Origin of the sequence: Pedobacter riviphilus, from assembly GCF_014692875.1 — a bacterium.
Taxonomy (GTDB): domain Bacteria; phylum Bacteroidota; class Bacteroidia; order Sphingobacteriales; family Sphingobacteriaceae; genus Pedobacter; species Pedobacter riviphilus.
Window position 1 is genome coordinate 821530 of record NZ_CP061171.1, and the last position, 15071, is coordinate 836600.

The window sequence follows — 15071 nt, forward strand, 5'->3', positions numbered from 1 at the left end:
ATCGGTTAACTGTGTGTGTTATTTTAAAGATTTTAAATCCTATAATCTCGAAATCTTAATCATCCTAACTTTACTCTACATTAATCTGCCAGCTTTTGTGATAATTCTCGTCCTCAATATCCAAAGCATCCTGTGTAAGCATTAAAGGTTTAAAAGGATCAATCATTACCGCCAGCTCATCTGTTTTTTCTTTTCCGATTGATTTTTCAACTGTACCGGGGTGCGGTCCATGCGGAATACCTCCAGGGTGTAAAGTAATCTGCCCCTTAACTACGCTTTTACGGCTCATAAAATCACCATCTACATAATAAAGCACTTCATCGCTATCTACATTGCTATGGTTATATGGTGCCGGAATAGAATCGGGGTGGTAATCATATTTACGGGGAACAAAAGAGCAAACCACAAAATTGTGTCCTTCGAAAGTTTGGTGAACTGGGGGTGGTTGGTGTAAGCGACCTGTTATTGGCTCAAAATCGTGGATAGAGAAGGCATATGGATAATGATAACCATCCCAGCCTATATAATCAAAAGGATGTGTGCCATAGGTATAGGGATAAATTAGCCCTGCTTTTTAATCAGCACTTTAAAATCGCCGTATTCATCATAGGTTTGCAGGTTTTGGGGTAGTCTTAAATCACGCTCACAGTAAGGTGCATGTTCCATTAGCTGTCCAAACTGATTTAAATATCTTTTTGGTGGTCTTAGCGGACTAAAACTTTCTACAATGAACAACCTATTTTGTTCGGTATCAAACTCCATCTGATAAATGGTCCCCTTGGGATAATCAGGTAATCGCCGTAAGCAAACTTAATTTCTCCGAATCCTGTTTTCAGCCTTCCAGAACCTTCGTGTACGAAGATCATTTCATCGGCCTGGCTGTTTTTGTAGAAATAATCAGTCATCGATTTTCTTGGCGCTGCCAAAACGATATGCAGATCGCTATTCACCAGAACTGCTTTTCTGCTTTTTAGAAAATCATCTTCAGGTTTAATATTAAAACCAATTAAACTCGTATGTTTCAAGTGTTTTTCCCGGGCAATTTTTGGCTCAACACTGTACGCCTCACCTAAATGTTTTACTATGGTTGGCGGATGGCAATGATAAACCAATGAATATAAACTCGAAAAACCTTCGGTTGATACCAACTCTTCGGCATAAAGATTTCCATCAGGTTTACGAAAAACCGTGTGGCGTTTAGCTGGAATCTGCCCCAATTTATGATAAATAGGCATAATTAAATGATGTTATGGTTAGAAAAGAAAAAAATCCTAATGAATTAACAATTAAAACGGCTACGCGTTTTAACTAAAAAGAAAGATGAATGAAATTACAGTGAATACTGAGCCATGATCAGCTTGGATAGCATCTTATAGCGACGGGCCGCAATAGCGTCGTTTACTAAATTAATATGTAATGCTTTTAAGATCATAGTTTTAATGGTACTAAGGTAAGTATTTTATTTAAAAGTTGAAATTTTAATTACCTTTAATTACTTACTATACAATCATCCCAATGAAGTTTATTTTTACATGTTTAGTTTTTTTAGCCTTGGGCTATAGCGCTTTTGCGCAACAAAAGGCCAAGTACACGATTAGGGTTATAGACCGCAGTGGAAAAGCAATAAGAGGTTCTTTTTACGCTGCAGCCGATGATGGTTTAACAATTATCAGAAACCGAAAGGATACCCTAAAATTAAGTGCCGATAGTATCAGCGCATTATACATACATCGAAAGGGGATAGCCGCACCGCTGGCCATTGCCGGAGGTTTAACATTTTTTGTATTGGCCGCTAAAAGCGATAAATTGGTAGAATCGGTAGTACTTATTGCTGCTGGCGTACCAGTAGGGGTATCTGGTGGATTATTGCTCGGCGGATTACTCTCCAACAAAAAACACTATAAAGCACTTCAGGCAAAAGATTTTCCTTTAATTAAATCAAACCTTCAGAAATATACCGTATTAAAATAATAACGCTTAAGTTTTATTTTGAATGCCCTAATTTCTTAGCTTTACCGCGTATTTAACCAAATCATATATGAAACTAGTATCTTATAAAACCGAAGACAGGGAGCATCTTGGTATATTTATCAATGGACATATTTATAACTTAAATAGTTGCGATAAATTGCTTCCAGATAATATGAGTACGTTTTTGCAAGGAGGCGAAGTGTTAATGGAAAGGGCAAAAAGGATAGACGATCAGATAAAAGATGGTAGTTTAGCTGCTAAAGAAGAAATTTTTTATGAGATTTTAGCGCCTGTTCCACATCCTACCAGTTGTCGTGATGGATACGCTTTCAGGCAGCATGTTGCTGCGGCACGTAGAAACAGAAAGGTTGATATGATCCCTCAATTTGATGAATACCCAATCTTTTATTTTACCAACCACAACGCTATTCAGGGTACTGGAGAAATTGAATGTATGCCAGATCATTTTGATAAACTGGATTTCGAATTGGAGCTTGCCATTGTTATCGGTAAAAAAGGAAGAAATATTAAAGCTGCTGAGGCTGATGAATACATTGCTGGTTACATGGTAATGAACGATATGAGTGCCCGTACCTTGCAGATGGAAGAGATGTTGCTGAATTTAGGTCCTGCAAAAGGAAAAGATTTTTCTACCGTAATTGGCCCATGGCTGGTAACGCCTGATGAATTATTGCAATATAAAGTTGCGCCTAAAGAAGGTCACGTTGGTAATGCTTACGATCTTAAAATGACCTGCAGAGTAAATGGCATCGAAGTTTCGAAAGGAAATGCTGCTGATATGGACTGGACTTTTGCCGAAATTATAGAACGTTGTGCTTATGGTGTAGATATTCTTCCGGGTGATGTAATTGGTTCGGGAACAGTGGGTACGGGTTGTTTCTTAGAGTTAAATGGTACTGGTTTGCTTAACGATCCAAATTATAAAGTACAGTGGTTACAACCAGGTGATGTTGTAGAAATGGAAATTACAGGCCTTGGGGCTTTAACTAATACGATTACTAAAGCAGATACCGATTTTTCGATCCTGGCGTTGAAGAAACATTAATTTTTGATCTTTTAAATCATTAGGAAAGGCGGTCGTCATTCTGAATTCAGTTCAGGATCTATGTGATTAGATGCTGAAACAAGTTCAGCATGACGATCGTTACAGAAAACTTTCGAATATTTTTAACCTATCAACTTTGCTAACTTTAAACACCTCCGATTTAACACCTGTAGATCTGCAAAATTATTTGCAATACGCTATCGCTCCGCGACCGATCTGTTTTGCCTCAACTATCGATGCCGAAGGGAACATTAATTTAAGCCCCTTCAGTTTCTTTAATATGTTTAGTACAAATCCGCCGATCTGTATTTTTTCCCCGTCGAGGAGGGTGCGCGATAATACCACCAAACATAGCTTGGAAAATGTACTGCAGGTTAAAGAATGCGTCATCAATATTGTAAATTACGATATGGTGCAGCAAATGAGCCTGGCCAGTACCGAATATGCCAAAGGCATAAACGAATTCGAAAAAGCGGGATTTACCATGTTGAAATCTGATCTGGTTCGGCCACCAAGAGTTGCCGAGGCGCCAGTACAGTTTGAATGTGTGGTAAATGAGGTGATTTCATTAGGCGATCATCATGGTGCAGGAAACCTTGTGCTGGCTGAAATAAAAGTGATTCATATTAATGAAGCTATTTTAGATGAGAATGGTCGGATTGATCAGCACAAAATCGATCTTGTAGCCCGTTTAGGAGGCGATTGGTATTGTAGGGTTACGGGCGATAATTTGTTTAAAGTAGCAAAACCCCTGGCTAAATTGGGCATAGGAATAGATCGTTTACCACATTCGGTCCGTTTTTCTAAAGTATTATCTGGCAATGACCTTGGAATGTTAGGAAACGTTGAACATTTACCAAGTGACGAAGAAATCGACTTGATCAGTACCCACGCTGAAGTAAAAGAAGTGCTCGATGCTACCATAGGTGATACAACTAACCGCGAAAGAGAGCTGCACGAACTGGCGAAAAAGTTTCTTCAAAATGGAGCGGTGGAGCTTGCTTTAAAAGTTGTTTTACTTTAAATTTATTAAGATAATCTTTTAAGCTATGCATACAATTGTTCAGGTAGATCAGTACATCATCAATTCGGCAGAATTTGCGATTCCCATTTTAGATCATTTGAGAAATCTGGTACATAAGGCTGATGCCCGTATTGAAGAGAAAATTAAATGGGGGATGCCTTTCTTCGATTATAAAGGTACGGTTTGCCATATGGCTTCTTTCAAGCATCATTGTGCATTTGGCTTTTGGAAAGGATCTTTAATGAACGATGAATACGGTGTTTTTAAAGAACGTTCTGAAGCAATGGGCTTATTGGGTAAAATAAAGTCTTTTGACGACCTGCCTTCAGATGAAATTTTGATTGCCTACATTCAACAGGCTATTCAATTAAACGAAAACAATGTAAAATTGCCACCAAAACCAAAAACTACAGAGAAGAAAGAACTGATTATACCTGAATATTTTATTGAAGCTTTACAAGAAGATCCTGAAGCATTGTCGGTTTTTCAGAATTTTAGTTTATCCAATAAAAAGGAATATGTATTGTGGCTTGAGGAAGCTAAAACCGAAGCAACCAGAATAAAAAGATTGGAAACCACTTTGGCGTGGCTTGCAGAAGGCAAAACGAGGATGTGGAAATATAAAAAATAATTAAAGGATACTTACAATTTTCATGAAACGGGCTTTATAATGACCGTCAAGATCGGTAATAGTTACCTGGTGCACTTTCCCTGAAGAGGCATGAATAAATTTGATCCCGTTTTCGTCAATGGAATAAACAATCCCAACATGACCGATCCTTCTTATTCTTGAATTACTGCCTGTAAAAATCAATACATCGCCTACTTTTGCATTTTCCAGACTGGTTTCTTTCCCCGCATAGCTAAATTCTCTCGAAGAGCGTGGAACTTTAAAACCAAAATTACTGAAAACATAACTTACAAAGCCAGAACAGTCAAAACCAACTTTAGGGTTACTTGTAGCATAACGATAAGGGATACCTAACATACTTTTGGCAAAATCGATTAAACTTTCGGATTGCTTGGCTGAGGAATTGTTTGAAGGCTTATCCTCTTTAGGTAGACTGGCAACGAGCTTTTTAACTAACTCCTGGTACTGAGCCGGAATGATGGTTTGGGCTTTTCCTGCTGTGGCAGACAAAATGAAAAACGCAATCGGGACTATTATTTTCTTCATATGTTAGAACCAAAGATATAAAAAATATCCAAAGTCGATTAAAATGTTGAAAATGAGTACAAATAAAAAAGTCCAAACAATTTGCCTGGACTTCTGATTAAAATATTTGGTTTGATTAAATACTTGGGAACATGGTTTGCGCTTTGTCGCCGATTAATGGAAGAGGCTTTTGCTCACCATTATTTGCACTTATTGCACCTAGGATAATCAAAATAATATAGGCAATGTATATTACATAACTTAAGTATCCAAAAATTGCTGTTGGCACAATTATGATTAATACTGTTACCGCTACATTAAGCACAATCATACCTAAATGGAGCAATAAAGATTGCCTTAAGTGATAGCTGGATAGCGCTGTTTTATTGTCTTTGTACATTGCAAAGTACGATATTAGCCACCCAATAAGAAAGATGTAGCTCACAACAGCAGCATTTTTGCCGCTGTCGGCTGTTTTAAAAGGAGAATTTGTTTCCATAGATTTTTTTAGTTTTTCAATTACTGCAAATTACTAAAAATTATCATATTATGGTGTGGTAACAGCAACAGGTAAAATTTTGCCATTAAAGAATTTATGTCCGGTTTTAGCAAAATCACTAATATATTTCCCCATTTCGAAAGCCATAACCGGGCTTTGGTATCCTGGGAAAGCAGCTTCAAGCATTTCCGTCTGTGCCGATCCTAATGCAAGGCAATTGATCTTGATTCCTGTTTCAGCCAGTTCAAATGCTAAACATTCAGTTAAAGTATGCAGTGCTGCTTTACTTGCCGAATAAGCCGAAAGTCCTGGAAATTTAACACTTCCTTGAAAACCACCCATACTACCAATGTTCACAATGTGGCTTCCGCTTTGCATTAAGGGTAAAATATGCTGTATCATTCTGAAATGTGAGATCACGTTGCTCTGTAACATTTCACCAAGATCAATTTCTGTGGTTTCTAAAAAAGGTTTATTAATTAATGCGCCTGCATTGTTAATTAAGATATCAACAGATCCTAACCGTTCCTTTAAAAATGGAACTAATGCGGCATAATCATCATTTACAATGTCAAATTCTACCGGTAAAAGTGTACAGTCTGGATTAATGCCTTTAGCAATTTCCAAGAGTTTACGCAGTTTATCTGCCGACCGGGCAATGGCTACAATCTTGTTCTCTTTCTGTAAGCTAAATTCTAAAGCAGTTTCGAAACCGATTCCGCTACTTGCACCTGTAATTATAATGTTCATTAAAAGGAGTTAAAAATTATTGTAAAGTTAAAAGGTTTAAACTTTGCGAGCCTGGTGAAATCAAAGTTAGGAAAAAAAGAGTAAGTCAACTAAAACCTATTTTGCGATAAGGATTGAAGAATAGTGATTACATCACTTAATTTACGCATTATGTTGCAAACGTGGTTGTCAGTTGTCCTCGTTATAAATGAGGATGATTGGAATTGATAAGAAATTTAAGGTATTTGAACGATAAGTTCGTCATGCTGAATTTATTTCAGCATCTATTTTGCATTAAGACCCTGAAATAAATTCAGGGTGACGACCGACTTATTAAAGCGATAAATCAATCCTCTACAATCAGCTGGCTCACCGGGTTTTTAATTACATGCAAACCATCATTAATCAATTTAGTATGGTCTAACTCTTTGCTTGCTTTAATTTCAAGATAAACCTGAATTTCTTTTTCCAACTGATGATAGATCTTTTTGTGATAAATAATCTCCAGAATTTCCAGTGCACAAAGCCAATCCTGCCTGTGGTTCGATTTTAGTTGTGCAAAAATTTCGGCAAGCTTATCCAAACCTTCCCCACTTTCCCTAATCGCTCTAACCGTTTGGTATAAACCGTGCAGTTTTAAAGTTTTATCATCATAAGTAATGTGATGTGTTTTCTCGTTGCTAATTAATGTAATCTCTTCGTAAGCGTCTTTATCGGCAGCGCCATTAAAAACTGAAACAATGGTTTCGCCTATGGCCATATCATAAATGCCCCACTCGGGTTTAAACAGCGTATTTCCATTACGCTCTGTAACCGTACAATCTTTAAAGGCAATTAAAATGAGTTTATCGTTTTTTGTAATAATATCTTTAACTGAACCAGCTACTTTAATGCCACTATCAAATATAAGTATGGCTTTTTCGCCTGTAATTATCCCTACAGTCTGTAATTCAGCTAAGCTATAATCTTCCAGTGCTTTTGCAGCATCTTTTAACCGACCAACAGGCGACGAAAAACCATCAGCATGGTAATCTTTCCCATGGCCTTTTAATTGTTTTCCATTAAATGCCAATGCCGAAGGGCCAGTGGTTTTAATAAAGGTTACTTCATCTTTTGTGCCCACACCAATGTCGGTAAATACACCGCTTACCTGCAGGCCCGAACTATAAACTGCTGTGGCTACATTTTTACAGGCAATTGCTTTCATAATACCCTCTGTTCCACCTTTTCTAAAGGCCATGGTATTGGCAAAGGTTTCCAAAACATCAATAAGATTTTGGAATGTTTCGGTTACAAAAAGCTGTGGCTGTGGTTTGGTAATATCGTAAGCGTAATTAATCGTATCGATGTTGTACCAAAGTTTCTCTACATCATTTTGCATACAGGTTGCACTTTCACCGATAGAAGAAAGCAAACCAGCGCCATAAATTTTTGGATTTTCTAAAGTACCAATTAATCCATACTCCACTGTCCACCAGTGTAAGCGACCAAGTAAAGCCATTTCAGAAGGCTCACCCATGTTTTCGCTGATGTAACGAAGCTCTTTTTCTGCCTTGGCAATCTGAATCTCGTCTACATCTACAGCTTCTTTCAAAATCGATAGTTTCCTAATGGCCTCGTAAAGTTCAAAATCTTTCGCCGAGAACATGGCTTTTGCGCCAATCGAACCAAAATAGCTTAAATAATTGTTGTAATCCGTATCTGCGATGATAGGGGCGTGGCCAGCACTCTCGTGTATAATATCTGGTGCTGGTGTATATTCAATGTGATTAATCTGGCGGATATCAGCAGCAATTACTAGTACACGGTAGGCCTGATACTCCATAAATGCAGCTGGCGGAATAAAGCCATCAACAGTTACTGCACCCCAACCAATCTTACCGAGGTTGTCGTTCATGGTTTGCAGGTCGGGAATGTGCTCGATACTTAAACCCGCTCGCTGTAAGCCTTTTATGTAAGGGTAATAAGCAACATTTTTAAGATAACTATAATTCTGGCGCATTACGTAACGCCACACTGCTTGATCGATCGGTGTGTATTTTTCGTAATTCTGGTCGACAATAAATTGCTTTAAATGATTGGGCAATTTTGCTACCTGCGCATTATTAAAATCATTAAAATGGCTCATGGTTAATCTGAAAATAAGTTGGTCGGCAGCTAAGTTAGGGTGTTGTTTTTATCTTATCAAGAAAGCAGTAGCATAAATTAACAGGTGAAAGTAATAAAGGTATAAAGAGGAGAAAGAGATGGGGTGAGGATTTGGAAAGATGCTGTAGCATTTCATCGGGAGGCTCTGGCCGGGCTGTCCGCTAAATCTTTTGCTGCCCTTTTGCTCCGCTCAGGCTGGCAGCAAAAGGATACCGCTTCCATCCCGTTTATTCACAAAGGTTTGTGCTGATAAACCTATTTTTTCTGCGTTTTGCCAAAAAACGAAAATAGGAGCTATATTGTGGCCCTTTAAACCCGACTGGCGCGTAAAGCCCGGAGCGAGGTACGAGTGAGGACTTGAAGCAAAGGCGGGACTGAAGAGACCGAATGCCAGTAAAACTGCTTTCAAAAAAAAATAAATAAAATTAAAAAGGATTATAATTTGGAAAGATGCTGTAGCATTTCATCGGGAGGCTCTGGCCGGGCTGTCCGCTAAATCTTTTGCTACCCTTTTACTTCGCTCAGGCTGGCAGCAAAAGGATATCGCTTCCATCCCGTTTAAGTAGGTTGGCCTGCTGATGAAACCTTGGTTGGGTATCGCATCATGAGCCACAAACAATTACTGGTAATTATTAATGCTTCTTACCTGCTTTTTTATTCCCGATTTTTTTAACGCTAAATGTAAAATAGTGCTGATAGAGGTAACTGAAAAGTGCCATTAAAACCGATACCAATATTCTTGAGAGCATTGCTAAAGTTGGATAATCTCTTAAAAGTTCCAACAAAAACTTCAATAAAACATAATTGGCCAGTATGTTAATGAATTGAAGATTTAAAAACCTAAAAAGCTGAACCCTGCCTTTCAATTCGCTATGGGTAAATATCACATACTTATTAAGCAAAAAACTGGTTGGAATAGCAACGGCATAATCGATCAATAGCGATGCGGTTTCTCTCTGAAGCACAATTATCCCAAAATCTACTTCTTCGGTTTTAAAAATGAAAAAGTAAGCAAAATAATAACTTAAGATTCCCAACAGCAAAGTCCCGCCACCAGTGGCCATATATCTGAAATTATGCAAGGAAATAAACCTTTTAAAAGGGGGATAAAAAAAATCTATTACGGCTAAAATTGCTGTGCGCATTGAAAAAAATATTAAAAGTTTCTTGGCCGAAATATTAACAATCGGTTTACCTCATATAAGTTTAAGGCGCAAAGGTAATTTTTTATATAGAATTTTGTAGAAACAAAAAATCGAGAAATCACGCATTTATTCGTTATTGGTGTAATATGTAGGTTGTGCTACAAAATCGATTACTGCACACCAGGTATAAGAGGGGTGTGGCTGTATACTTACGCCAACGGTATTGAGCTTGTATTTTTGATCGAGTAAATTAAAACGATGGCCGAGCGAAGGTACGCCACAATCTAACAACAAATGGCAAACAATATCTAAACTGTTAGAGTAGCCAAAATCGATATTTTCGCTCATGGCTTTATTTGGGAAATATCTGGATAATCGTTTGGAAAATTTATCTCCGTTACTGCTTTCATGCGTGTCGAGATTATTTCTGTTCAAATCCTGTGCATGGCTCCGGCTTAACGAAGTTAATTTATCATCAGGATAAAACATCTGCAGGTTTTTTATGCCTCGTAAATGTTTAAGTAAAGAAGTGTAATATGAATTATTTCTGGTAATCCTGAGTTCATTGTAATTTCTGTACTTCCGCACTTTAGCATTGTAGTTATTGATGTAGTCTTCTAAAAATGTATAATAAAACTTTTCGCCATCAAGGCGGATTAGGTTCATATACATCACAATGTTTTTTTCTTCGTTACTTAAATAAGAAGCATTTGCTGCGGTATTAGCTTTGCGGAATTCGGCATCAGTCCATTTTTGAGCATTAACCTGGCCAGAAAAAATTATAAGTAAAAGAGTGGGTAGAAGTATTTTAAACATAGAGTGATTTTCATGGATAACGTCTTTTAATTTTTTTTATTTCTCGTCTGTTAAAAATAATATCGCGTAAGCAATTAGTTACAGCCTTTACCTGATAAGGCAATGTGAATATTCGTAATTTTAGTTTTAGAAAATAATGATGAAAAGAATATTAATACTGGGCTGTTTATTAAATTTTGCAGTTTCTTTAAAGGCGCAGATTGATACAGCAGCATATAAAACGATTTCAAATCAAGTAAAGAAAGAATTTGCTCCAGATAAAAGATCTGTTTACTTTAATATTCAGTTTAAAGGAGATACTGTTCTTGCAGAAAGTACATCGGCGCAAGTGCTCGAGGCACTAAATAATCAAACCAAAGATTTCAAGGGTTTCGTTAAAATAAATACGCTTCTCCCGTCGAGCAATTTAGCTGGGATGGAATATGGATTAGCCAATCTTTCGGTCTGTAACAATAGAGCTGCCCCTCAAAATGCAGCAGAAATGATGACGCAGATGATTTTGGGCACACCTGTACAAGTATTAAAGAAACAGGGCGGCTATTATCTGGTACGCACACCCGATGGTTATTTGTCGTGGACTGATGCTACCGCCGTAAGTGTGATGAATAAGACGGCTTTTGAAGCATGGAAAAAATCAAAACGGATTATCTTCACTTCCGATTTTGGTCATGCTTTTAGCAAAGCAGATATCAACTCCTCCCGCGTTTCTGACTTAGTAAATGGCAATATCTTAGTATTAACCGGCGAAGAAAAAGATTATTATCAAGTTATTTTTCCCGATAAACGGACCGGCTATATTAAAAAAACTGATGCTCAAGTATTTTCTAACTGGTTGAAAAAGCCCAATCCAAATGCAGAAGCTATTTTGGCAACAGCAAAAACATTAATTGGGGTTCCCTATCTTTGGGGTGGTACATCTATCAAAGGGGTAGATTGTAGTGGTTTTACCAAAACAAGCTATTTCCTGAATGGAATTATCATTCCGAGAGATGCCTCGCAACAAGCTTTGGTTGGAGAAGATGTCCTTGTTTTAGAAGGAGATTCAATTAGTCTTACTAAATGCCTTAAAAATTTAAAAGCTGGCGATCTATTGTTTTTCGCCGCAGCAAAATTGAAAGGAACATCTGGAGGAAGGATAACGCATACCGCTATTTACATGGGCGATGGCGAGTTTATTCAGTCGGCCGGAATGGTTAGAATTAATAACTTAAAGCCTAATGCTGCCAACTTTGATGAACGTGAAAGCAAAACTTTGGTGAGTGCCAAGCGCTTCCTAAACCAGATTGGGACGTCGGAAATCACAAGGGTTGATCGACATACCTGGTATGGAACCTCTGCTTATTAAATGCTAGGTTTAAAGCAGATGTTCAATAAGTTCTCGCGTTATCCTAAGTTTCTCTCAGGATCTTAATAACCTAACAGATACTGGAACAAGTTCAGTATGACGCAAGGGTTTTAATTTATTTCCCTTGCGTCTTAATGGTTAACTAAATTTTACAAAAACATACCGCCTGATGCTTCAATTCGTTGTGCATTAATCCATCTGGCATCTTCAGTACATAAAAAAGCAACCACACCACCAATATCATCAGGCAGACCTACACGGCCTAAGGCTGTATTCGAGGCGATTCCTGCATTAAGCTGATCGTTATCGCGCACTACACCACCACCAAAATCAGTTTCTATTGCACCAGGAGCAACAATGTTTGATCTGATTCCTCTTGTACCTAATTCTTTGGCCTGGTATTTTGTTAAGGTTTCCATTGCACCTTTCATCGATGCATAAGCAGCATAGCCAGGGGTAGCAAAACGCGCCAAACCAGTAGAAAGATTAATAATCCCACCGCCATCATTTAATAGTGTTAAAGCCTTTTGGGTTAAAAAGAAAGCGCCTTTATAGTGGATGTTTACCAAAGTATCAAATTGCTCTTCGGTAGTTTCGGCAAATGAAGCATGAATGCCAATGCCTGCATTGTTGATGAGAAAATCGAATTTTTCGGCATTAAAAACAGATTTCAATATGGCTTTAACTTCTACAAAAAAGGCATCGAAAGTTTTAGTGTCGGCAACGTTTAACTGTAATGCCACAGCTTGTATCCCTAGCTGTTTTATTTCATTAACCGTATCCTCGGCTTCTTCTTTTTTAGATTGATAAGTAATAATTACTCCAATTCCTTTTGTCGCAATTTTTAAAGCAGCATTTTTTCCTAATCCACGGCTACCACCGGTTACCAGGGCAATTTTATTTTGTGTTTCCATTTTCTTTTAATTTGTTAAACAAAGTTAGATGGAAACCAGCTATAAAAATGGTGACAGCTTAAGTAAAAATGGTGATTGTTTAAGTTTTATATGGTGACAATTTCCTTATTTGTGGCCAAAGACTGGAAATAAGCTTCTCTGTACTGTTTGGGTGTTTGGCCAGAGAAGTGTTTAAAAAACTTGGTAAAGTTAGATGGATCGTATGTTAAAATTCTGGCTATTTCTGCAATAGGCATGCTAACATTCTGTAACATCGATTTCGAAATTTCCATTAAACGTTCTTCAAAGAAATAACAAGGTGAGTGACCCGTAGCCGATTTAATGGTATTGCTTAAGTGTGTGGGGTGAACGTGGATAAGCTCGGCAAAATCTCTTACTTCAAACATCTCTGTTACCCTACCCGATACCACATCGTCTAAATGTTTATCCAGTTCCTTCAAAAAATCGGCTGCGATTTCGTGTTGACGGGCAAAAAACTTCTGTGGGATTTTCATATCAAAGCAATAGCTGTTTAAACAAATATAATATCCGTATAAATGAATATAAAATCTGAAAGTTATTTGTGACTAAAGGATTATTAATGCAAAAGCCGCTGATTTTTAGACCAACGGCTTATATTTTAAAAAGTTTATTCTTATTTCTTGCTAAAGGGTAAGTCAAAAATACCATCTGTTACCGTTACTGATGTATTAATGTTCGTATCTTCATTGGGTGCTTTAAATGAAAATGTTCCTTTTAATCTACCACCAGCTTCGCTTGTAATCGCCAATGTACCGCTTGTAGCAGTAAATGAGCCTGTAGGTGTTTGGTCTTTCATGTAAGATCCAATTCCATCAGTTACAAGATCGTAGGTGCCCACACCTTTATAGTCTATAACTGAAAGAATCATGCGTTTATCACCATTTATAGTTACAATCGTAAGTAAATTGCCAATAATTGGTGTGTTGATTGATGTTGCTTCACCGGTAAAACCAATTGTGGTGCCATCTACCTTTGCACTTAAATTATTAGTGCTGTTATTGGTTTCTGGCAGTTTAACCGGGGCTAAACTGATCATAAACTGCCCATCGCTGATGGTTTTGCTTGTTGCAGTAGATTGATTTTCGCCTTTAAACTCAAAAGTACCCTTAATGTATTTGTCTGCTAAGTAACTGGTTATCTTTATTTTTCCTGATGTATTGCCTATGTAAGCATCTTGTAATCCGGATGTACTCAAAAGGTAAATCGCCATATTGTTATCCGATAAATTATAGGTGCCAACACCTTTAAAACCGCTGATCAGTAAACTAAAGCCAGTATTAATTCCTTTGTTACCCGAGATTTGGACACTTATTTCTCCACCTACATCATAAACCTGGGCAGTGGCTAACGTACATTGTACTAAAGCACCATCAACTTTTGCGCTCATTGTAGATAAAGTCCATTCCTGATGGTAATCGATTTCCTTTTTACAAGATGAGGTAATTAAAAGGCATACCAGTGCCAATAGCGATAATTTGAAAGGTACTTTCACGAGCATTAATTTGTTTGGGTTAATTAATATGCTAAGATAAAGAAAACTGATACAATTTTTTAACAAATTTCTCCCGTTGATACCAGTCGTTATAAACCAGTTCTACCTGTTTTACTTCAAAAGTGCCAAAATCGAAATCTTGGTATTTTTCGATAAGACTGAGCAAAGCATCTATGTTGGCTAACTCCGATCTGAAACGGATCACTGTAGCGTGGGCGGTTTGGATGGCATAACGTTTATCTATACTCTGTTGCAGGTCCGAATTTTTAAATGCAGCTCGCAAATCATCTCTGATTTCGTTTAAGGTATCCGTTAAAAAACCTTGAATTAAAATGCAGGATGGCGACGCCGTAAGTCCTTTAAACTGAATCTTGAAATGCTTATGTCTGGCTAAAACCTGTTTGATAAGCTGAATGTAATCCCCAACATGGATATCCTTTAAGTCGAAGCCCTCATAACAGGAAATGATAGACATTAGAGTAATGTGGATATCAGCATTCTGATAGTAATATTGATCAGGTTCAATTGCTTTCGCTTCAGTTAAAAACTGTTGAATTTTATCCTTTGTTGCTGCATCTGGTCTAATTACCAGTGTGATTCCAAAACGCTGATCGGCCTCATCATCAATTAGATGGTCTGTTTCGTAATCACCTGATGATATTTTAGCAATTGATTCGGTATAAAGTTTATGGTAGTGTTCTGCTAAATTCATCTTTTCTTACACAAAAAAGTCGCAGGCTTAAAA

18 protein-coding genes are annotated in these 15071 nt (G+C 37.5%); 5 read left to right on the forward strand and 13 right to left on the reverse strand.

What is annotated here, in order from left to right:
* Positions 1-70: 70 nt before the first annotated feature.
* The 3 genes from H9N25_RS24305 to H9N25_RS24315 form a co-directional block, all read right to left on the reverse strand.
* Positions 71-406: a homogentisate 1,2-dioxygenase domain-containing protein gene (locus tag H9N25_RS24305; protein WP_330221087.1), complete on the reverse strand. Its 336-nt coding sequence runs from the start codon at positions 404-406 to the stop codon at positions 71-73.
* Between the two features lie 155 nt (positions 407-561).
* Positions 562-762, reverse strand: coding sequence for a hypothetical protein (locus H9N25_RS24310; RefSeq protein ID WP_223833564.1), 201 nt, complete (start codon positions 760-762; stop codon positions 562-564).
* Entirely contained in the window at positions 723-1235 is a 513-nt protein-coding gene (locus tag H9N25_RS24315) for a hypothetical protein (protein WP_223833565.1), read from the reverse strand. The genes H9N25_RS24310 and H9N25_RS24315 overlap by 40 nt, the downstream gene beginning before the upstream one ends.
* A gap of 280 nt (positions 1236-1515) precedes the next feature.
* Here H9N25_RS24315 and H9N25_RS03385 point away from each other — a divergent pair, with 280 nt between their 5' ends.
* From H9N25_RS03385 to H9N25_RS03400, 4 genes are all read left to right on the forward strand, one after another.
* Positions 1516-1971 carry a hypothetical protein gene (locus tag H9N25_RS03385; protein ID WP_190327941.1) on the forward strand — a complete coding sequence of 152 codons (456 nt, stop codon included), beginning with the start codon at positions 1516-1518 and terminating at the stop codon, positions 1969-1971.
* 67 nt (positions 1972-2038) lie between these two features.
* Complete coding sequence (locus H9N25_RS03390; RefSeq protein ID WP_167293321.1) at positions 2039-3037, forward strand: fumarylacetoacetate hydrolase family protein; 999 nt, start codon at positions 2039-2041, stop codon at positions 3035-3037.
* A gap of 136 nt (positions 3038-3173) precedes the next feature.
* The gene (locus H9N25_RS03395) at positions 3174-4061 is read left to right on the forward strand and encodes a flavin reductase family protein (RefSeq protein WP_223833733.1); all 888 of its coding nucleotides are present in this window, start codon (positions 3174-3176) and stop codon (positions 4059-4061) included.
* A 25-nt stretch (positions 4062-4086) separates the two neighbouring features.
* Positions 4087-4692, forward strand: a complete 606-nt coding sequence (locus H9N25_RS03400; RefSeq protein ID WP_190327943.1) for a YdeI/OmpD-associated family protein — start codon at positions 4087-4089, stop codon at positions 4690-4692.
* On the opposite strand, the gene H9N25_RS03405 is transcribed toward H9N25_RS03400, so the two are convergent.
* The 6 genes from H9N25_RS03405 to H9N25_RS03430 all read right to left on the reverse strand — a co-directional run bounded on the left by H9N25_RS03405 (position 4693) and on the right by H9N25_RS03430 (position 10554).
* Complete coding sequence (locus H9N25_RS03405; RefSeq protein WP_190327944.1) at positions 4693-5238, reverse strand: C40 family peptidase; 546 nt, start codon at positions 5236-5238, stop codon at positions 4693-4695.
* A gap of 115 nt (positions 5239-5353) precedes the next feature.
* Positions 5354-5716, reverse strand: a complete 363-nt coding sequence (locus H9N25_RS03410) for a DUF4870 domain-containing protein (protein ID WP_167293325.1) — start codon at positions 5714-5716, stop codon at positions 5354-5356.
* 48 nt (positions 5717-5764) lie between these two features.
* Entirely contained in the window at positions 5765-6466 is a 702-nt protein-coding gene (locus H9N25_RS03415) for an SDR family oxidoreductase (RefSeq protein WP_184469320.1), read from the reverse strand.
* 325 nt (positions 6467-6791) lie between these two features.
* On the reverse strand, positions 6792-8573 hold the full coding sequence (locus H9N25_RS03420) for an aromatic amino acid hydroxylase (protein ID WP_190327945.1): 1782 nt from the start codon (positions 8571-8573) through the stop codon (positions 6792-6794).
* A 652-nt stretch (positions 8574-9225) separates the two neighbouring features.
* The gene (locus H9N25_RS03425; RefSeq protein WP_190327946.1) at positions 9226-9675 is read right to left on the reverse strand and encodes a GtrA family protein; all 450 of its coding nucleotides are present in this window, start codon (positions 9673-9675) and stop codon (positions 9226-9228) included.
* A 189-nt stretch (positions 9676-9864) separates the two neighbouring features.
* Positions 9865-10554 carry a CAP domain-containing protein gene (locus H9N25_RS03430; protein WP_190327947.1) on the reverse strand — a complete coding sequence of 230 codons (690 nt, stop codon included), beginning with the start codon at positions 10552-10554 and terminating at the stop codon, positions 9865-9867.
* A gap of 136 nt (positions 10555-10690) precedes the next feature.
* On the opposite strand from H9N25_RS03430, the gene H9N25_RS03435 reads away from it, so the two are divergent.
* Positions 10691-11899 carry a C40 family peptidase gene (locus H9N25_RS03435; protein WP_190327948.1) on the forward strand — a complete coding sequence of 403 codons (1209 nt, stop codon included), beginning with the start codon at positions 10691-10693 and terminating at the stop codon, positions 11897-11899.
* A gap of 149 nt (positions 11900-12048) precedes the next feature.
* Here H9N25_RS03435 and H9N25_RS03440 read toward each other — a convergent pair whose 3' ends face one another.
* The 4 genes from H9N25_RS03440 to H9N25_RS03455 form a co-directional block, all read right to left on the reverse strand.
* Positions 12049-12813, reverse strand: a complete 765-nt coding sequence (locus tag H9N25_RS03440) for an SDR family oxidoreductase (RefSeq protein ID WP_190327949.1) — start codon at positions 12811-12813, stop codon at positions 12049-12051.
* 86 nt (positions 12814-12899) lie between these two features.
* Positions 12900-13307 carry a helix-turn-helix domain-containing protein gene (locus H9N25_RS03445; RefSeq protein WP_190327950.1) on the reverse strand — a complete coding sequence of 136 codons (408 nt, stop codon included), beginning with the start codon at positions 13305-13307 and terminating at the stop codon, positions 12900-12902.
* 140 nt (positions 13308-13447) lie between these two features.
* On the reverse strand, positions 13448-14326 hold the full coding sequence (locus H9N25_RS03450) for a DUF6252 family protein (protein ID WP_223833566.1): 879 nt from the start codon (positions 14324-14326) through the stop codon (positions 13448-13450).
* A 31-nt stretch (positions 14327-14357) separates the two neighbouring features.
* On the reverse strand, positions 14358-15038 hold the full coding sequence (locus tag H9N25_RS03455; protein ID WP_190327952.1) for a 2'-5' RNA ligase family protein: 681 nt from the start codon (positions 15036-15038) through the stop codon (positions 14358-14360).
* Between the last annotated feature and the right edge of the window lie 33 nt (positions 15039-15071).